The organism is Pyruvatibacter sp. HU-CL02332, from assembly GCF_040362765.1.
GTDB lineage: Bacteria > Pseudomonadota > Alphaproteobacteria > CGMCC-115125 > CGMCC-115125 > Pyruvatibacter.
This window is the reverse complement of record NZ_BAABWK010000002.1, coordinates 481014-500270: the sequence shown is the minus strand read 5'-3', so window position 1 is coordinate 500270 and position 19257 is coordinate 481014. Positions and strand designations below refer to the sequence as shown.

16 protein-coding genes and 1 pseudogene are annotated in these 19257 nt (G+C 55.3%); 15 read left to right on the top strand and 2 right to left on the bottom strand.

Features of this window, described 5'->3' with window-relative positions:
- Positions 1–2232: a molybdopterin-dependent oxidoreductase gene (locus ABXH05_RS13125; protein ID WP_353561398.1), complete on the bottom strand. Its 2232-nt coding sequence runs from the start codon at positions 2230–2232 to the stop codon at positions 1–3.
- A 331-nt stretch (positions 2233–2563) separates the two neighbouring features.
- Between ABXH05_RS13125 and rpsB the strand changes: the two are divergent.
- From rpsB to lpxB, 15 genes and pseudogenes are all read left to right on the top strand, one after another.
- Positions 2564–3355: pseudogene (gene rpsB / locus ABXH05_RS13120) on the top strand (30S ribosomal protein S2); the annotation flags it as partial.
- 161 nt (positions 3356–3516) lie between these two features.
- The gene (gene tsf / locus ABXH05_RS13115) at positions 3517–4443 is read left to right on the top strand and encodes a translation elongation factor Ts (RefSeq protein ID WP_353561397.1); all 927 of its coding nucleotides are present in this window, start codon (positions 3517–3519) and stop codon (positions 4441–4443) included.
- A gap of 137 nt (positions 4444–4580) precedes the next feature.
- The gene (pyrH, locus tag ABXH05_RS13110) at positions 4581–5306 is read left to right on the top strand and encodes a UMP kinase (protein ID WP_348140082.1); all 726 of its coding nucleotides are present in this window, start codon (positions 4581–4583) and stop codon (positions 5304–5306) included.
- 57 nt (positions 5307–5363) lie between these two features.
- On the top strand, positions 5364–5933 hold the full coding sequence (frr, locus tag ABXH05_RS13105) for a ribosome recycling factor (RefSeq protein WP_348140084.1): 570 nt from the start codon (positions 5364–5366) through the stop codon (positions 5931–5933).
- A 73-nt stretch (positions 5934–6006) separates the two neighbouring features.
- Positions 6007–6816: an isoprenyl transferase gene (locus tag ABXH05_RS13100; RefSeq protein WP_353561396.1), complete on the top strand. Its 810-nt coding sequence runs from the start codon at positions 6007–6009 to the stop codon at positions 6814–6816.
- Positions 6798–7709 (top strand): phosphatidate cytidylyltransferase, encoded by a 912-nt coding sequence (locus ABXH05_RS13095; RefSeq protein ID WP_353561395.1) that lies wholly within the window; start codon positions 6798–6800, stop codon positions 7707–7709. Before ABXH05_RS13100 ends, ABXH05_RS13095 begins: the two co-directional genes overlap by 19 nt.
- On the top strand, positions 7706–8923 hold the full coding sequence (locus tag ABXH05_RS13090; protein WP_353561394.1) for a 1-deoxy-D-xylulose-5-phosphate reductoisomerase: 1218 nt from the start codon (positions 7706–7708) through the stop codon (positions 8921–8923). Before ABXH05_RS13095 ends, ABXH05_RS13090 begins: the two co-directional genes overlap by 4 nt.
- A gap of 71 nt (positions 8924–8994) precedes the next feature.
- Positions 8995–10143: an RIP metalloprotease RseP gene (rseP, locus tag ABXH05_RS13085; protein ID WP_353561393.1), complete on the top strand. Its 1149-nt coding sequence runs from the start codon at positions 8995–8997 to the stop codon at positions 10141–10143.
- Positions 10144–10225: 82 nt separating this feature from the next.
- Positions 10226–12619: an outer membrane protein assembly factor BamA gene (bamA, locus tag ABXH05_RS13080; RefSeq protein WP_353561392.1), complete on the top strand. Its 2394-nt coding sequence runs from the start codon at positions 10226–10228 to the stop codon at positions 12617–12619.
- 2 nt (positions 12620–12621) lie between these two features.
- Positions 12622–13191 (top strand): OmpH/Skp family outer membrane protein, encoded by a 570-nt coding sequence (locus ABXH05_RS13075; protein WP_353561391.1) that lies wholly within the window; start codon positions 12622–12624, stop codon positions 13189–13191.
- A gap of 65 nt (positions 13192–13256) precedes the next feature.
- The gene (lpxD, locus tag ABXH05_RS13070; protein ID WP_353561390.1) at positions 13257–14294 is read left to right on the top strand and encodes a UDP-3-O-(3-hydroxymyristoyl)glucosamine N-acyltransferase; all 1038 of its coding nucleotides are present in this window, start codon (positions 13257–13259) and stop codon (positions 14292–14294) included.
- Positions 14295–14342: 48 nt separating this feature from the next.
- Positions 14343–14882, top strand: coding sequence for a 3-hydroxyacyl-ACP dehydratase FabZ (gene fabZ, locus ABXH05_RS13065; protein ID WP_353561389.1), 540 nt, complete (start codon positions 14343–14345; stop codon positions 14880–14882).
- A complete protein-coding gene (gene lpxA, locus ABXH05_RS13060) occupies positions 14882–15697 on the top strand; it encodes an acyl-ACP--UDP-N-acetylglucosamine O-acyltransferase (RefSeq protein ID WP_348140103.1) in 816 nt (271 codons plus the stop codon). The genes fabZ and lpxA overlap by 1 nt, the downstream gene beginning before the upstream one ends.
- 21 nt (positions 15698–15718) lie before the next feature.
- Complete coding sequence (locus ABXH05_RS13055; RefSeq protein WP_353561388.1) at positions 15719–16570, top strand: LpxI family protein; 852 nt, start codon at positions 15719–15721, stop codon at positions 16568–16570.
- On the top strand, positions 16567–17784 hold the full coding sequence (gene lpxB / locus ABXH05_RS13050) for a lipid-A-disaccharide synthase (protein WP_348140107.1): 1218 nt from the start codon (positions 16567–16569) through the stop codon (positions 17782–17784). The genes ABXH05_RS13055 and lpxB overlap by 4 nt, the downstream gene beginning before the upstream one ends.
- 44 nt (positions 17785–17828) lie before the next feature.
- On the opposite strand, the gene gltA is transcribed toward lpxB, so the two are convergent.
- On the bottom strand, positions 17829–19127 hold the full coding sequence (gene gltA / locus ABXH05_RS13045) for a citrate synthase (RefSeq protein WP_348140109.1): 1299 nt from the start codon (positions 19125–19127) through the stop codon (positions 17829–17831).
- Between the last annotated feature and the right edge of the window lie 130 nt (positions 19128–19257).

Genomic DNA, 19257 nt, shown 5'->3' with positions numbered 1-19257 from the left:
TCAATTCGTTTCCAGCTTGGCGATATCCACCGGCATTCCATTCAGCCTTCCGTTCCATGTCAGCGGATCAACCTCGTCATAGTTGACGATCCTGTTGACGTTGACCCCGGGGTTTGCGCTCGCAACACTCAGCTTGCCGTCGAGCATTTCATGCCCCCAGCCATGGGGAATGGAAACAACACCGGGTGAGAGTGTGTCGCTCACTTCCGCCGGAATATCGATCGCGGCCTTCGGCGTCGATACACACAATAGATCGCCTGACGTCACGCCAAGCTTGGCTGCATCTTGCGGACTGATCTGCGCGGTGCATTCCCGTGTTGGGTGCTGCATCCTCTTCAGGTTGTGAAACCAAGAGTTGTTGGAGCGCAACTGGCGCCGTCCGATAAGAGTGAAGCGTGGTCGAGTTTCGCCAAGCCATCTCGTCAGACGGTTCAGCTCTGCCCCAATAATGTCATGCACTGCCTCGATCCGCCCTGACGTCGTGCGCAGCGACTCTGGCAGACGTGACACGAGTGGCCCGCAATCAACGCCCTGCGGAGAGTCTTTGAGAGTTTGCAGCGAAATACCTTCGCGACTGCCAAAGCCGTCTCCGAATGGTCCAATGCGCAATCCAAAATCCATGCGCCGTTCTATCGGTTGAAGGGCACGCAGGGCAGTCATGATGTCCGCCGGATCGCGGCCCTCGATTGCAGACTCCGGTACTTGCGTCATCGCCTCAACCGTTGCTGCAAGCGTTGCATCTTCCAGAGCATCAATATCGGCATCCCAACCGTGCCCCTGAGCAATTGCCATAAGCCGTAGCAACGTCTCTCGATCGCTACGTTCGTGGGTTTCCAGAGGCCGGTATTGTTGTGTGTATCGCCCGTAATTGCGAACCGTAAACCTGTAGAGGTAGGCGTCGTAGTTGGCTCGTGCGAGCCTGGGCGGCGATGGTAGAACGACATCTGCTTTTGATGCTGTCTCACCCTGATAGATATCCAGGCAAACCAGTAGATCCAGCCCGTCAATGGCTGCCGCCATTCTCTGAGTATCAGGGCTTGCGGTAATCGGATTTCCTGCCAGGCAAAAAAGTGCGCGTATCTGCCCTTCACCCGGGGTGTCCATTTCCTCTGCCATGCAAGCCATTGGCATCTGTCCCACGACCTCAGGCGCGCCACTGACACGGGACTTCCATTTGCCGACCGTGAAGCCAGCGCCCACACCGGATGGACCAATGGTGTTGGGCTGAGCAAGAAGCGGCTTGGGGAACATGGACCCACCGATCACATCAAGGTTGCCGGCGAAAATGTTGACCATGTCCATCAACCAGCAGGTGAGCGAAGAGAAAAGCTGTGTGGTTGTGCCTAACCGGCCATAAACGGCCGCAGCCTGTGTGTCTCTTAGTTCTGTGGCGAGTCTGGTGATTGTATCCGCATCGATGCCGCACGCCTCCGCGACCGCCTCAGGCGTGAAGGGAGCAAGCCACTCTTCTATTGTTGCCACATCGTCAACAAGCGAGAGCGCTGTGGTTTTCGGCGGTCCAAGCTTGAGTAGGGTATGCGCCACACCAGCCAGAAAGGCAGCATCACCGGAAGGCGTAATGGGAACATATTCGCTTGCGCGAGATGCCGTCATTGTATGTCGGGGATCAAACACGACCGTCCGTCCGCCGCGCTCATGCATTTTTTGCATCCGGCCCAGAAAGCCAGGTGCAACCATCATGCTGCCGTTGGATTCTGCGGGGTTGGCTCCCATGATCCAGACAAGCTGGCTGCGGTCGATGTCCGGCACGTAGAGGGCAAATTCGTCCCCGTACAAGAGGCCAGACATGACCTGCCTTGGGTTCTGATCAAGGCTTGCCGCAGTAAACAGGTTGGTGGTGCCAAGTGCTTTCGCCAAATCTTCAAAATTGGTGATGATATTCAGGTTGTGAGCAGCGGCATTGCCGACATACACACTCGTGGCCTGGGGCCCATGCTCCGCAAGGATTGCGCTTAGTCGATCGTCTATGAACGCATACGCTTCTTCCCAGCTTACAGGCATCAGCTCTCCGTTTTTTCTGAGAAGCGGCGTGCGGACGCGGTCCGGGTCAGCCTCGAGGTCAGGAATAGCGGCGCCCTTGGCACAGATGAACCCGCCCGACAGGGCGTCTTCGCGGTCCGCCGCTACTTTGAGTATCCGGCCATCCTCGACGGTCATGACTGCCCCACAGGAGGCTTCGCAAAGGCTGCAGGTGGTCCTGACGTGATCCATAGGTTGTTCCCCAAAAGGCTATTTTTGTTTCTTGAAAAAACAGTTTATCACGTAAAGTGTTTGGCGCTAGCTCCGCGTTACAAGATGACCCCGAGCATCACCAAAGCCGAGGTCTGAAGCTAAAAGCACCAGCCCTTGCGCCGCAGGCTCTAACCCCTTATACCGCCTCGTAATCCACATGCGAGGGACGGGGTGTCAGGGCCCGTAGATGCGTAGTTTTTGGCGCATTTGCACACATTCCTGCCAGTCCATCCGGTGCGGTCCGGGCTTTTAGCCAGCCGCTCTTCCTCCCTCGCAGAGGCTGAACCGGAAAACAAAAGGAGCAAGGCACATGGCCCTGCCAGAATATTCTATGCGCCAACTGCTGGAAGCAGGCGTGCATTTTGGACACCAAAGCCACCGCTGGAACCCGAAAATGGGCCAGTTCATCTTCGGCGTCCGCGACAACATCCACATCATTGATCTTGCCCAGACCGTGCCGTTGCTGCACCAGGCCCTCGTTGCGCTGAGTGACGTTGCTGCCGGTGGCGGCCGTGTACTGTTTGTTGGCACCAAGCGGCAGGCGTCTAACCCGATTGCGGAATCTGCACGTCGCTGCGCCCAGTATTACATCAACTACCGCTGGCTTGGCGGCACGTTGACCAACTGGAAGACCGTATCCGCGTCCATCAAGAAACTGCGCGAATATGATGAGCAGCTCGCTGATGAAAGCCTGCGCCTCACCAAGAAAGAGCGTCTGGTTCTCACACGTAACCGCGACAAGCTTGACCAGGCAATTGGCGGTATCCGGGACATGGGCGGCGTGCCTGACCTGATTTTTGTTGTGGACACCAACAAGGAACAGATTGCTATTCAGGAAGCAGCAAAGCTCGGCATCCCAGTGATTGCCGTTCTTGATTCCAACTCAGATCCTTCCGGCATTACCTACCCGATCCCGGGCAACGACGATGCCTCTCGCGCTATTTCGCTCTATTGCGACCTGGCATCCCGCGCTGTGCTTGATGGTATCTCGCGCAGTCAGGGCGGTGCCGCGTTTGACCCAGGCGAAGCTGACGAACCAATTGCGGAAGTGCTTCCTGAAGAACCAGTGGCCGAAGCAGTTGCTGAGGCCCCGGCAGAAGAAGCAGCACCTGCTGAAACTGCCTAACGCTTTTGCCGCGTGACACTCTGCTATGCGCAGAGTGTCACGCTGGCGACGCATCCGGACGCTAAGGCCATGGCGAGGAATTGTCAGGCGCAAGGTGCCCAAACCCCATTTAGACAAACACCAAAGAGGATCACCCAATGGCCAATATTACCGCCAGCATGGTGAAAGAGCTCCGCGACTCTACCGGCGCGGGCATGATGGACTGCAAGGCAGCCCTCAAGGAAACCGACGGCGACATGGAAGCCGCCATTGATTGGCTGCGCACCAAAGGTCTTTCAAAAGCTGCCAAGAAGTCCGGCCGCGTTGCTGCTGAAGGCCTTGTTGCTGTTGCCGTTGAAGGCACACGCGGCATTGTTCTGGAAGTAAACTCAGAAACCGATTTCGTGGCTCGCAACGAAGGTTTCCAGGAAATGGTCTCCGGCATTGCTGGCGTGGCTGCTTCTACCGGCGGTGATTTTGAAGCGCTCAAGAGTGCTGAGTTCCCAGGTGCCGGAAAGTCGGTCGCAGATCACGTGACGGCCATGGTCGGCACCATCGGTGAAAACATGACCCTGCGCCGCAGCGATAGCCTCGAGGTGAGTGCAGGTGCGGTTGCAGCCTATGTGCATAACCAGGTTGCCCCTGGTCTTGGCAAAATCGGCGTGCTGGTAGCACTTGAATCTACCGGGGACGCAGCAAAGCTCAACGAGTTGGGCCGTCAGGTTGCAATGCATGTTGCCGCCACAAATCCACTTGCGCTGACCGAGGCTGATCTTGACCAGGCCGTCGTGGAAAAGGAGCGCGAAGTGCTCTCCGCTGAAGCACGCGAAAGTGGCAAACCTGAAGAGATCATCGGCAAGATGGTCGAAGGCCGTATCCGCAAATTCTACGAAGAAGTCGTGCTCTCAAAGCAGGCCTTCGTGATTGACCCGGACAATACCGTCGAAAAAGCGATCAAGAATGCTGAAGGTGATGTTGGCGCCCCGATTACGCTCAAGGGCTTCAAGCGCTTTGAGCTTGGCGAAGGCATTGAGAAGGAAGAGACGGATTTTGCTGCTGAAGTTGCAGCTGCCGCCAATTCCTAGCCTTTCTACTCAGATGGGATGCTCTGGAAACTGAGCGTCGCATCGTCCAATATGCAGCGCCGCCGCCTCGAATGAGTCGGCGGCGCAGTACCATCTACTGCCCACTTTTGCTGTTATTCGCCGTCGGAGCCTTGTTCATGTCCGAGCCTCAGTACAAACGCGTGCTCTTGAAAGTGTCCGGTGAGGCGCTGATGGGTGAGGAGGCCTACGGCATTGACCTCAATGTTGTGCAGCGCATTGCTGGTGAAGTGAAGGAAGCACTGGCGATTGGCGTTGAAGTTTGCCTTGTGATTGGTGGCGGCAATATCTTTCGTGGCCTTAAGGGGGCCGCAGAAGGCATGGACCGAGCCAGCGCTGACTACATGGGCATGCTGGCAACTGTCATGAATGCCCTGGCAGTTCAAAACGGCCTTGAGCAACAAGGCGTCCCCACACGGGTCCTCTCCGCTATTCCCATGACGACTGTCTGCGAGCCCTATATCCGGCGACGCGCGGTACGTCATATGGAAAAGGGCCGGGTTGTCATTTTTGCAGCAGGTACTGGCAATCCGTTTTTTACGACGGACACAGCTGCCGCATTGCGGGCATCAGAAATGGGGTGTGATGCTCTAATGAAGGGCACCCAGGTTGATGGCGTCTACACCGCAGACCCCAAGCTTGACCCCAATGCTAAACGCTACGAACGACTTGGCTACATGCAGGTGCTGGCTGATGATCTCAAGGTCATGGATGCCTCCGCAATCAGCCTGTGTCGCGACAATTCAATTCCCATCGTGGTCTTCAATATCCATGAGACTGGCGAGTTTGGCCGGGTTCTCAAGGGTGAGGGCCGAGCAACAATAGTTGAGAACGAAGCAGCCTGACGCGCGAGCAATTCGCCTTTGCCCCGAGACTGCACGACAGACCTAAGGAGAGCCAACATGGCCGAAGACGGATCAGGTGTAGACCTGGATGACATCGAACTGCGCATGCATGGCGCACTCGACAATTTGATGAGTGAGTTTGGCGGACTGCGCACAGGCCGTGCATCAGCGTCCCTGCTTGACCCAGTCATGGTTGATGCCTATGGCGCCAAAACACCTCTTAATCAGGTTGGCAATGTGTCGGTTCCTGAGCCACGGCTGATTACGGTGTCAGTCTGGGACAAGGGACTCGTAGGTCCAGTCGAGAAGGCCATTCGTGACGCAGGCTTAGGTGTAAACCCGGTTGCAGACGGTACGCTTATCCGTGTTGGTATCCCGGAACTCAACGAAGAACGTCGCGTCGAATTGACCAAGGTTGCCGGCAAGTACGCTGAAGCTGCCCGCGTCGCGGTTCGCAATGTGCGTCGAGATGCGATGGATCATCTTAAAAAAGCCGAAAAGGGTGGTGATATCGGCAAGGACGATCACAAGAAGCTGTCCGAGAAGGTGCAGGGTCTGACAGACAAAGCTGTTGCCGACGTGGATGCTGCCCTAGCCACCAAAGAAGCGGAGATTATGCAGGTATAAAGCGAGTTTTTGGCTGTTTTCGGCATATTTGCCGGTAACGTGCACTCAACGCTTTACCTGATACTCTTGGTCCATGCATCGAGCAGAAGCCCCAGTCCCATCTGACCAAAGTACCGCTGACCAGCAGGTGCTTGAGGAATGGTCTGCGCCAAAGGCTGTGAATGCAGCGCTGCCAAGGCACGTGGCTATCATCATGGATGGCAATGGGCGCTGGGCAGCAAAGCGACATCTGCCCCGAAAGCTAGGCCACCGACAGGGCGTAGAAACCGTCCGGCGGATGGTGCGTGCAGTGGGTGAGCGCGGCATTCCCTATCTGACACTTTTTGGATTCTCTACCGAGAACTGGCGGCGTCCGCCGGAAGAGGTGGAGGACCTGATGGGTCTGCTGCGCCTCTATATCCGACGTGATCTTGCAGAACTTCACAAAAACAATGTCCGTATCCGGATTATTGGGTCGCGCGAAGGCTTGGCAGACGACATTGTGCGGATGATTGCAGAAGCCGAAGATCTGACCGCAGGCAACGCTGGCTTGCGATTGACCATTGCCTTCAACTACGGCGGGCAAAGTGAGATCACACGGGCAACATTGCGTATTGCTGAAGCTGTGGCGCGTGGTGACCTCAAACCTTGTGATATCACGCCAGACACCGTCGCAGACCATTTGGACACTCATGACCTGCCGGATCCTGATCTCATAATCCGGACGAGTGGCGATAAGCGCCTCTCCAATTTCCTGATCTGGCAAGCGGCTTACGCTGAACTTGTTTTTGTGGAAACGCTTTGGCCTGACTTCAACGATGAAGTATTGGGTGAGGCGCTTGCTGACTATGCCTCGCGCGAAAGGCGCTTTGGTGCGAGAGAGCCATGGACACCTCAGCCGTAGGCGCCCCAGGCGACAATGGAACGTCTCCCTCCGGTGATGGGGACAACGTCCCACCGCGTCCGCCGCGCTCAAAGGAATTGTTCCTGCGGATAGCGTCTGCTGCCGTGCTCGCACCCGGCGCTATCTACCTCGTCTACTTAGGCGGGCTCGCATTCACTGCGTTGATAATGCTGGCTGCAGTGCTCATGACCTATGAATGGGCGCGCCTTGTCCGCGGCAGTCATCTGAACGCGGACTATGTCATACATGCTGTCACAGCGATCATAGCGGTCGGGCTTGCCGGAGCAGGCATGCCCCTGTTTGCCTTACTCGCGGCTGCAGCTGGATTCGCCGTCGCCATGGGTGTGGTTGTTTGGCGGGACGAGGGCAAACGCTGGCCGATGATCGGCTTTCCCTACATCTTACTGCCATGCATTGCCATCGTATGGTTACGTTCCGGTGGCGACTGGGGCATGTGGACACTTTATTGGTTGCTCGCTGTCGTTTGGGCAACTGACATAATGGCGTTTGTGACAGGGCGCACGATTGGCGGTCCCAAACTGGCACCACGCTTTTCGCCGGCTAAGACGTGGTCTGGCCTTTTGGGCGGAGTTGCCGGAGCCTCGGTCGCAGGCGCCGCAACCTCGATAATTCTGGGGTTGGACGTACCCATTCTGCTTGCGTTGATAAGTGGTGCCACAGCAGTGATTGCTCAGATTGGTGATATCGCGGAATCCGCCTTGAAACGATATGCAAATGTGAAAGACTCAGGTGCCCTTATTCCCGGTCACGGGGGCGTGTTGGATCGGGTGGACGGGCTAATTTTTGCAGCAGTAGCTACAGCCTTTGTTGCTTTGATCGGCATTCTTGCCGAAGAGGGAAAGGGCATTGGTTTGGGGATATTCGTCGTATGAGCATTGCTGTGGACACCAACCCTGCTGAGAACAGCAGTCGGGCACCCAAAAGCATCTGCGTTCTTGGGTCCACCGGTTCGGTGGGCACGTCCACACTTGATTTGGTGGCGCGTGATCCCGGGCGATTTCAAATTGATGCCCTGACTGCAAACTCGAATGTGGACCTGCTTGCGAAACAGGCGCGTGATTTCGGTGCGCGCTTTGCTGTTGTCGCGAACCCGGACAAGTATCAGGATCTCAAAGATGCGCTTTCAGGCTCTGGCGTTGAAGCCGCAGCAGGTGCTGATGCGCTGAACGAGGCAGCAGATCGTGATTCTGAATTTGTTATGGGCGCAATTGTCGGTGCGGCCGGGCTTCAGCCAACGTTGACCGCTGCAAAACGGGGCGCATGTGTTGCTCTTGCCAACAAGGAGTGTCTTGTCAGCGCCGGCACAGTCTTCCTGGAGGCAGTGAAGAAGGCTGGCGCGACATTGCTGCCAGTGGACTCAGAGCACAATGCGATCTTTCAGGTGCTTGAAACGGACAACCACGATGCAGTGGAGAAGATTATTCTGACTGCGTCCGGCGGGCCGTTTCGTACCTGGGAGAAATCCAGAATGGAAGTTGCGACGCCGGCGCAGGCCGTGGCGCACCCCAACTGGTCCATGGGCGCAAAGATTTCAGTCGACTCCGCAACCTTGATGAACAAAGGGCTGGAGGTCATCGAGGCTTTTTACCTGTTTGGGGTTGAAACGAACCAGCTGGAAGTGATTGTGCACCCTCAATCTGTCATTCATTCCATGGTCGCCTATACAGATGGATCCGTGCTGGCACAGCTCGGCTCCCCAGACATGCGCATCCCGATTGCACACACCATGGCTTGGCCGGAACGAATGGCCACGCCTTCACCACGGCTTGATCTTGCTGAAATTGCCCAGCTGACCTTCGAAGCCCCTGATTTAGAACGCTTTCCAGCGCTGAGGCTGGCGCTTGCTGCCTTGCAAACCGGGGGTGCGGCACCTACACTCCTCAACGCTGCCAACGAGGTGGGCGTTGCAGCATTTCTGGGCGAAGAAGTCGGTTTTCTCGACATTGCAGCGATTGTTGAAGAAACCATGTCACGCGCATTATCGCAGGGGTTGGATGCAGCACCCGCGAACCTTGAAGATGTGCTGATGCTTGACCAGGCCGGGCGTGTCATTGCCAGTGAATTGGTTGCAGCACGTCGAACGTAACAAATCGTGCGAGTGCCCCCAAAGGGTGCTCTCACAAGATGCGAGCAGTGAAGGTTAGGGTCACCACCTAAATGGATTTCATCTCCGGACTATTCGGGTACGTCATACCCTTCATCTTCGTCCTGTCTCTTGTGGTGTTCATTCACGAGATGGGTCATTTTTTGGTCGCGCGCTGGTTTGGTGTAATCGTCGAGCAGTTCTCAATTGGTTTTGGGCGAGAGATCGTCGGCTGGACCGACAAGAATAATACGCGTTGGAAAATCGGATGGCTGCCGCTAGGCGGCTACGTGAAATTCCTCGGCGATGAGAACGCGGCCAGCACTCCTGACAAAGAAGCCTTGTCACAGCTGCCTGAAGAGATTCGCAAAGACTGCTTTCAGTTCAAGCCACTGCATGCGCGTGCCGCTGTTGTAGCCGCCGGGCCCGTGGCCAACTTCCTTTTGGCCATCGTCATCTTTGCCTTCATGTACTCCGTCATCGGACAAAGCGTTACGGCGCCACGTGTCGATGAGGTGCAGCCTGGAGGCGCCGCCGCGGAAGCTGGCTTCATGCCTGGTGACCTTGTGGTCTCAATCGACGGCAGCGAGATCGCGAGCTTCAACGATATGCAGCGTATCGTGTCGACCAGCCCTGAACGGGTTTTGGCCTTCACGGTTGAACGCGATGGATCGTTGGTGGATCTCGAAGTCATTCCTCAGTTGCGTGAAATCACCGACCGTTTCGGCAATACGCAGAGTATTGGACTGATCGGCCTGACCCGTAAAAACGCGGAAGGCGACATCACGACCGTGCGCTACAACCCGGCAGCCGCAGTCTGGAAAGGCGTAGAGGAAACAGGGTTTATCATCTCAACCACGATGACCTATCTGGGCGATATCATTGTCGGCCGCCAGGACGCAGACCAATTGGGCGGCCCTCTGAGGATCGCTCAGGTCTCAGGGCAGGTCGCGACTCTTGGTTTGATCGCTCTGTTGAACCTCGCAGCCATTTTGTCGGTGTCGATTGGCCTGTTAAACTTGTTCCCGGTTCCCATGCTGGATGGGGGCCATCTGCTGTATTATGCGGCGGAAGCGGTTCGTGGGGAGCCATTGGGGGAAAAAGCGCAGGAATACGGCTTTCGTATTGGGTTAGCAGCCGTTATGTCTTTGATGCTTTTTGCAACATGGAATGATTTGGTTCACTTGCGGGTATTCGACTATATCGGCTCTGTATTTTCCTGATTTTGGCCGTTTTTAATGGTTTTCCTGAGTTTTTGGGGCGGAACACGTGAATTTCAATAGGCCTGAAAACGGGCGAGGATACATGACAAAGACGATGCCGGTCCGCATGTTGCGCCGCGTTTCTGCCATTTCAATTCTGGCAGCGATTGCTTTTGGCACCTCGGCAACTGCTCAGGTTGGACCTACAGCACCCGCGGGTGCTGCTCCACAGGTTGCTCCGACTGCAGCTCCAGCCCCGACGGGAAATCAACTCGTGGTTGAGCGTATCGACGTCGAGGGAAACCAACGTGTCGAGGCTGAGACTGTCCGGTCCTATATGACCATTCGTGAAGGCCAGATGGCTGACGCAAGGGCAATTGATGACAGCTTGAAGACCCTTTTTGCCACCGGGCTTTTTGCCGATGTGTCTATTCGTGAGAGTGGCGCGGGTCTGATCGTGACGGTAGTGGAAAATCCGATCATCAACCGCGTTGCCTTCGAGGGTAACTACCGTATCGACGACGAAGATCTTGAATCAGAAACCGAGCTTAAGCCTCGTGTTGTTTTTACCCGCTCGCGTGTTCAAAGCGACCTGCAGCGAATTATTGAGCTTTACAGGCGCAAGGGTAACTTTGCCGCTGCGATCGAGCCTAAGATCATTCAACTGCCGCAAAATCGAGTGGATCTTGCATACGAGATTTCTGAGGGCCCTGAGACAGGCGTTGCCAGCATCAAGTTTGTTGGTAACAAAGCATACTCAGACAGTGATCTTCGTGGTGAAATCGCAACATCAGAATCTGCGTGGTGGAAGTTCCTCTCGACCAACGACAACTATGACCCCGATCGCCTTACCTTTGACCGGGAGTTGCTGCGCCGCTTCTATCTAACAAATGGCTACGCTGACTTCCGCGTTCTGTCTTCTGTGGCTGAAATGGCTCCAGACGGCAGTGAGTTTTTCGTCACGTTCACGGTCGAGGAAGGCGAACTCTATACATTTGGAGACATTGAGGTCGCGACCGAGCTTGAACGCCTCAATCCCGAAGAGCTTCGTGCACTGATCGAAATTGAAGATGGCGATGAATACGACGCGTCTCGTATTGACGATGCAGTGGACGCTCTGACATTTGCCGCAGGCACCGAAGGTTATGCCTTCTCAGATGTGCGCCCGCGTGTGCGTCGGGACCGCGAGAACCGCAAGATCAACATCACCTTCCGCGTTGATGAAGGTCCGCGGGTATATGTTGAGCGTATCAACATCAATGGCAATACACGCACCTTGGATCGTGTGATCCGCCGCGAGATGCGCCTGGCCGAAGGCGACGCATTCAACCGGGTCCTGCTAAGTCGCTCGCGTGATCGCATTCGTGCACTTGGTCTTTTTGCAAATGTTGAAGTAAGCGAAGAACCTGGATCACAAGAAGACCAGACTGTGATCAGCGTGGATGTTGAAGAGCAATCAACCGGTGAACTATCGATTGGCGCTGGTTTCTCGTCGGACGCTGGTATTGTTGGTGACATTGCAATCGTCGAACGTAACCTGTTGGGTCGCGGCCAGTTCTTGCGGTTGCGCTTGTCGCTATCTGGCGACCGTCAACAGATCGACTTGCGCTTCACAGAGCCATACTTCATGGGGCGCAATCTGAGTGCGGGCATTGATTTGTTTGGTACTGAGAGCGATTTTCAGGATGAGTCCGGCTATGACTTCCAGCGAACCGGTGCGGGTGTCCGATTTGGGTTCCCTATGGGTGAATTCTCATCGCTCCAACTACGAACAAGCTATGTCCGTGAAGAAATCAAGAATGTTTCTAGTCGTGCCTCCCTCTCTGTGTTGGCTGCGGAGGGCGTCGCCGATTCTCATTTGGTCGGATACACCTATTCGATTGATGAGAGAGATGATCCTGAGATTCCGACATCAGGATACACCTTCTTCTTTGACCAGACTGCCGGCACACCGCTGGGCGACAATCGATTCCTGGCAACTGAAGCTGGGACAGCCTTTTTCCACGGTTTCGATGAAGACTTCGTGCTGTCTCTTCGACTCGATGGTGGCTATGTCTTGGGCTATGACGGTCAGGACGTTCGGCTCAACAACCGTTTCTTCAAAGGCGGGTCAAGCTTCCGAGGGTTTGAACCATCGGGCGTTGGTCCCCGTGACCTGACCACAGACGATGCGCTAGGTGGCAACGCTTATGCAATTGGCACCGCGCAGATATCAGTTCCTCTTTTCCTTCCTGAGGAACTTGGGATTAAAGGCGCGTTCTTCACCGAGTTCGGCAGTGTAGGCGTTAGCGATGAGCAAGACCGCTTGCTTGTTGTCAATAACGTCCTGACCGTGAGCAATATCCAGGACGATTTTGCCCTGCGGGCGTCCGGCGGATTTAGTATTTTCTGGGAATCGCCTTTCGGTCCGGTTCGAGTTGATCTTGCCGAAGCCTTCATCAAAGAAGACTACGACAAGACCCAGTTCTTCCGGTTCAGTGCGGGCACGAGTTTCTAATCATGACAAGAAGAACAAATTTCATGTTCCGCAATTTTCCGCTGCTCCTGATAGCTGCAGCCTTGTTTGCATCTGCAATAGTACCTGCATCCGCTCAGGTGCCTCCGGCACGCGCGTTGTTCCTTGATTTGGACACGGTTTTTAGTCAATCCGAAGTGGGCAAAGACATCAGGTCACAGCTTCAGGTTATGCTGTCAGAAATTTCTAGCCGTGAGAAAACCACAGCAGAAAGTTATGTAGATAGGGAACAGGCTCTTTTGGCGAGCGCGCGCGATCGCGACCCAGCCGTTCTGCAAAAGGAATGGGAAATACTGCAGGCCGAAAAAGAGGGTAGCGGCAATCTCTTCCAGATTGAGCGTACAGCAGTCCAGTCTGCTTCCAACAACGCGCGTCGCCAGGTGAATGCGGTTCTGAATGAGATCATGCAGAGCATTCTGGTCGAGCGTGGCGCCAATATGGTGATGTCTGTTGGTGCGGTTCATGTGGGTGGTGTCGACTATGACATCACAGCAGAAGTAATCGCCCGTCTCGACAAAAGGATGCCGAAGCTGAAGGTTGAACGTCCCCGGTAGTCCAATGTGAAGGTCGGGAATACTCTGTGCGACCATAGTGTTTCGTAACAAGGCAGTTTAAACACATGGCTGATCCGCGCTTCTTCACCAAGTCCGGTCCATTCACTCTTGAACAGATTGCTCAGGAAATCGGAGCGACGATTGGGTCCGGTGCTTCTGATCAAGAATGCGTTGATGTGGCGCCGCTGGATTCAGCCACAGCTTCTGACATCAGCTTTTTTGATAACCCGCGCTACAAGGATGCGTTATCAGCAACCAAGGCTGGCGCCGTAATTCTGGCGCCGGCTTCAGTCGAGCTGGCACCGGCAGGTGTTTCTTTGCTCGTGATAGATGCTCCTTATCCAGCATACGCGTCGGCCGCCATGATGTTTTACCCGCATCTGCCGCGCGGCGACGAAACACAGATAAGCCCATCATCTCATATTGATCCGTCCGCAAAAGTCGGTTCGACAGTCAAAATAGACGCTGGTGCTGTGATTGGTGCCAATGTGGAGATTGGTGACGGAACATCGATTGGGGCAAACACTGTGATCGGGCGCGGTGTGCAGATCGGTCAGGATTGTGCGATAGCGCCCAACGTAACGTTGACCCACGCACTGGTGGGCGACCGGGTGATCATTCACCCTGGTGCTCGAATTGGTCAGGATGGATTCGGTTTCGCCATGGGCCCCAATGGCCACCAAAAGATACCGCAGCTTGGGCGTGTTATTTTGCAGGACGATGTGGATATCGGTGCGAATACCACAATAGATCGTGGGGCTGGACCTGATACGGTGATTGGCCAAGGCAGCAAGATCGACAATCAGGTTCAGCTTGCGCACAACGTTTCTGTCGGCCGTGGTTGTATCATCGTCTCTCAGGTCGGCATTTCGGGATCTGCAAAGCTTGGCAACTATGTCGTTGCCGGGGGGCAAGTGGGAATTGCGGGGCACCTAGAAATTGGCGATGGAGCCATGTTGGCGGCGCGCACCGGCGTTCCAAGTGACCTTGAAGGTGGCCAGCAATACGGTGGGGCACCTGCTCGACCCATGTCACAGTGGCGGCGTGAACTAGCGGCGGTGGCAATTCTTGCCAAACGCAAGAAGAAGAAAAAAACAACTTAGGTCCGGTAACGGGCAGGTACGACAATTAGCGATTCTGCGAGATAAGAAATGGCTGAAGAGACACCAACACCAACAGGCGACATGCAGGTCGCGGATATCATGCGGGTCATGCAATTGCTCCCGCATCGCTACCCCATGTTGTTGATCGATCGGATCATAGATATCGATGGAGATAAATCTGCTGTAGGTATCAAGAACGTCACGATCAACGAGCCGCATTTTCAAGGACACTTTCCTGATATGCCGGTGATGCCGGGCGTCCTGATCGTTGAGGCAATGGCTCAGACCGCAGGTGCCGTTGTCATGAACAACATGGGCGCTGTTGCCGACACAAAGACCGTTTACTTCATGACCATCGATGGAGCACGCTTCCGCAAGCCGGTCGTGCCGGGTGATGTTCTAGAACTGCACGTATCCATGATCCGCTCTAGAGGCCCTGTCTGGAAGTATTCCGGCAAGGCCATGGTTGGCGATACTCTGGTAGCTGAAGCTGAATTCAGTGCAATGATTGCAGACCGTGATGCAAGTCAGGGAACGCAGCCGCCAAAGATCGCGAAAGCCCAAGCCAAACCTACGGGAGATGCCTAATGGCCATCCATCCGACCGCTGTTGTGGCGGACGGTGCCCAACTTGGCAGTGATGTCGAAATTGGTCCCTACAGTGTAGTCGGCAAGAATGCCGTTCTTGGTGACGGCGCTGTTCTGCATAGCCATGTGGTTGTTGACGGCTGGACAACCATTGGAGGCGGCACGCACATTTTTCCGTTCGCCTCAATTGGAAATCCACCGCAGGACAAGAAGTTCCTTGGTGAAAAAACTGAGCTGATTATCGGGAAGAACAACGTCATACGTGAAGGTGTGACGATCAATCCCGGCACACAGCTTGGCGGCGGATTTACGCGAATTGGTGACGGCGGCCTGTTCATGGCAGGCTCGCACGTGGCTCATGACTGCCAAGTCGGGGACAATGTTATTTTTGCCAACAATGCCACGATAGGCGGGCACTGCAATGTCGGTGATTTTGCCTTCATGTCTGGGCTGACGGCAGCGCATCAGTTTGTACGCATTGGCAAACATGCCATTGTTGGCGGGATGTCCGGCGTTGAAAAGGACGTTATTCCATACGGATCAGTGCTCGGAAACCGCGCTGTTCTAAAGGGTCTCAACATTGTTGGGCTGAAACGTCGCGGTTTTTCGCGGGACCAGATTCATACTTTGCGGCGCGCCTACCGACTTCTCTTTGCTGAAGAGGGGACATTGCAGGAGCGCGTTGCCGACGTGGCCGATGAATTTGGGGATAATGAATCCGTAATGGACATCGTGGAATTCATTCGTGCTGACACTAAGCGCAAACTTGTGACGCCACGTTCAGATGGCAATGGCCACTCCAACGTCGACGAGTAGGTCAGGCGGCGGGATCTGACGATGCGCAAACTTGGTATTATCGCCGGCTCTGGACCGGTTCCCTTGAAGCTGGCCGAGGCTTGCACCGCAATGGGGCGGCCGCTCTATGTCATTGGCATCGAGGGGGAAGCGCGTCCGGACATCGAGACCTATGACCATGGATGGTCTCGCCTGGGCGCGATTGGCAATGCTTTGGATCTGCTGAAGAAGGCCGAGTGTGAAGATGTGTGCATTATCGGCCCGGTCAAAAGACCGGACTTCTCCAAACTGAAACTCGACTGGACGGGCACCAAACTTCTGCCGCGGGTGCTGAATGCAGCGCGCAAGGGTGATGATGCTTTGCTGTCATTCTTCGTCCGTTGGATGGAAGAGCAGGGTTTTGCTGTAGTCGGTGCAGAAGATGTGCTTGGCGACCTGGTTGCGCCTGAGGGTGCCATCGGGGCCATATCGCCAGGCGAAACAGCTTTAAAGGATATTGAGCTTGGTAAGCAGGTTGTCCATGCATTGGATAACCTTGATGTGGGGCAGGGCGCCATCGCGTGCGATGGGCTGGTGCTGGCTGTTGAAGCAGCCGAAGGCACTGACGAAATGCTCCGCAGGACCGGGGAACTGCCCACCACTGTTCGCGGCACGCCGGAAAAACGCCGCGGTGTTCTTGTTAAGCTGCCAAAACCATCTCAGGACCGCCGTGTCGACTTACCAATGATGGGAACAAAAACTGTGGAACTTGCAGCGGCATCAGGGCTTGCGGGAATTGCAATCGAAGCCGGTGGCGCGATCGTCTTTGACCGCAGCGAAGTCGCAAGGCTCGCAGATGAAATGGGAATGTTTGTCTACGCCTTTTCAAAGACAACCGTTGGCCAACCTGAATGAGCCACCTCCCTCAGGTTCAGTCAAAGCCATTGCGCGTGATGCTCATCGCCGGCGAGCCATCGGGAGATATTCTCGGCGCAGAGTTGATGAGCAGCCTTCGCAGTTCGTCCTCCGTGCCGATCGAGTTTCTTGGCATTGGTGGCGACCGTATGACTGCCGAAGGGCTCGACAGTCTTGTAGACATGTCGGAGATAGCCGTCATGGGGCTGCGGGAGGTTGTTCCCCGCATTCCGCTCATCCTACGGAGGGTCGCAGAGACAGCGCGTAATGCTGTCGCAGCTGACCCTCACGTGGTGGTTATCATAGACTCACCTGACTTCACCCATCGGGTTGCCAAGAGCATTGCAAAGCAGGCCCCGCATATCCCCATCGTCAACTACGTGTCTCCACAGGTTTGGGCGTGGCGTCAGGGGCGTGCAGCCAAAATGGCGACATACCTCAATCATGTGCTGGCGCTATTGCCGTTTGAGCCAGCTTTCTACGCCGAGAAGTCAACGCTTCCATGCACGTTCGTAGGTCATCCGGTGCTGGAGCGTGTGCAGCTAGGTGGCGGTGAAGCTTTTAGAACGCGGCACAATATTGCCAAAGATGCACCAGTCCTCGCTCTATTGCCTGGCAGTCGTCCAAACGAAGTGAAGGGGCTGATTGCCATCTTCCTTGAGACGGCCCGACGGCTACGCCGTGAGATGCCGGATTTGGTGGTTGTCCTGCCAACGGTTCCCAATGTTTCTGCCCTGGTGCGCGAAAAGCTGGCCGGCGAAAGCCTACCGCTCATTCTGGTTGAAGATCAGGGGGAAAAATTTGCGGCCTTTGATGCTGCTGATGCTGCTTTGGCCGCCTCAGGCACCGTTTCCCTTGAGCTGGGCCTCGCACGGGTGCCGACAGTCATTGGCTACAGGATTGAGCGGATTGCTGCCTTCATTATCCGCCGATTAGCGAAAGTCGAGAGCATCGTGCTTGCCAATCTGGTTCTGGGCCGGAAAGTCATTCCGGAGTATCTGCAGGAAGAATGCGAACCTGAGACACTGGCCCGTGCACTCGCGCCACTGATGAAGGACACACCAGAAAGGGAAGATATGATCGCTGCCCTTAGCGAGATGCGCATGCGTCTTGGCGATGATGGTGGGTTGAAGCCTGCGGACCGTGCCGCCGAAGTCGTGCTCTCGATTGGCCTTCCTGAACAAGAACGCCGGGCCGCTCATCTGCCAATGTAGTGGCAGTGAACGACCCGGCGTCAGATTGTAACAAGCAATAGAGCCTAACGGCTGCCGCGATCGGTGTACTCACGGGTCGGATAGCCGGTGTAGAGCTGACGGGGACGGCCAATGCGCTGGCTTGGGTCCTCAATCATTTCCTTCCACTGGGCGATCCAGCCAACGGTACGGGCCAGAGCAAAGAGAACAGTAAACATGTCTGTCGGGAAGCCCAGTGCACGCAGTGTGATACCTGAGTAGAAATCAATGTTCGGATAGAGCTTCTTCTCCACGAAGTACTCATCCTCAAGTGCGATCTTCTCAAGCTCCATTGCAACGTTCAGGAGCGGATCGTCCTTGATGCCCAGTGTCTGCAGAACTTCATGACACGTTTGCTGCATCACGGTCGCACGTGGATCGTAGTTTTTGTACACGCGGTGACCAAAGCCCATCAGACGGAACGGATCGTTCTTGTCCTTGGCCTTCTGAACATATTCCGGAATACGGTCAACGCTGCCGATTTCCATGAGCATCTCTAGAGCTGCTTCATTGGCACCGCCGTGGCTCGGGCCCCAGAGGCAAGCAATACCAGCTGCAATGCATGCAAATGGGTTGGCCCCGGATGAACCCGCAAGGCGGACGGTTGAGGTCGATGCGTTCTGCTCATGGTCAGCATGCAGAATAAAGATGCGATCCATGGCGCGTGCCAGGACCGGGTCAACTTTGTATTCTTCAGCGGGAACCGCGAAGCACATATGCAGGAAGTTTTCAGCATATGAGAGGTCATTTCTTGGATACACGAATGGCTGACCCATTGAGTACTTGAACGCCATTGCCGCAAGTGTAGGCATCTTGGCGATCAGGCGACGGCTGGCAATCATCCGCTGTTCTGGATCGTTGATGTCCGTAGAGTCGTGATAGAACGCGGACAATGCGCCAACAACACCGGTCATGATGGCCATAGGGTGAGCATCACGGCGGAAACCACGATAGAGGTAGTTCAGCTGCTCATGAACCATCGTGTGATAGGTGATGGCCTTCTCGAATTCCTGATACTGGCTTTCCGTTGGGAGGTCACCTTCCAGAAGCAAGTAGCATGTTTCGATGAAGTCACCTTTTTCAGCGAGTTGGCCAATCGGGTAACCGCGGTGAAGCAGAATGCCCTTTTCCCCATCGATGAATGTGATCTTGCTTTCGCAGCTCGCCGTTGAGGTGAAGCCAGGGTCATAGGTGAAACGGCCGCTCTGTCCGTAGAACTTGGAGATGTCCACGACATCTGGTCCTTCGGAACCGGCATAGACCGGGAGGTCATAGCCGTTGCCTTCCACATCGATCTTGGCGGTGGCTTTGGGACCACCCTTCATTCCGTACTCATTCATAGCTCTAAAGCCCCGTTGTTATGTCGGCTGATTTCCAGCGCCGGTAGTGCCGGCACGCCGGAAAATCACCCGGGTTAGTGCAAAAGTCCGCGCATATGTCTTTTTGCTTTTGCGC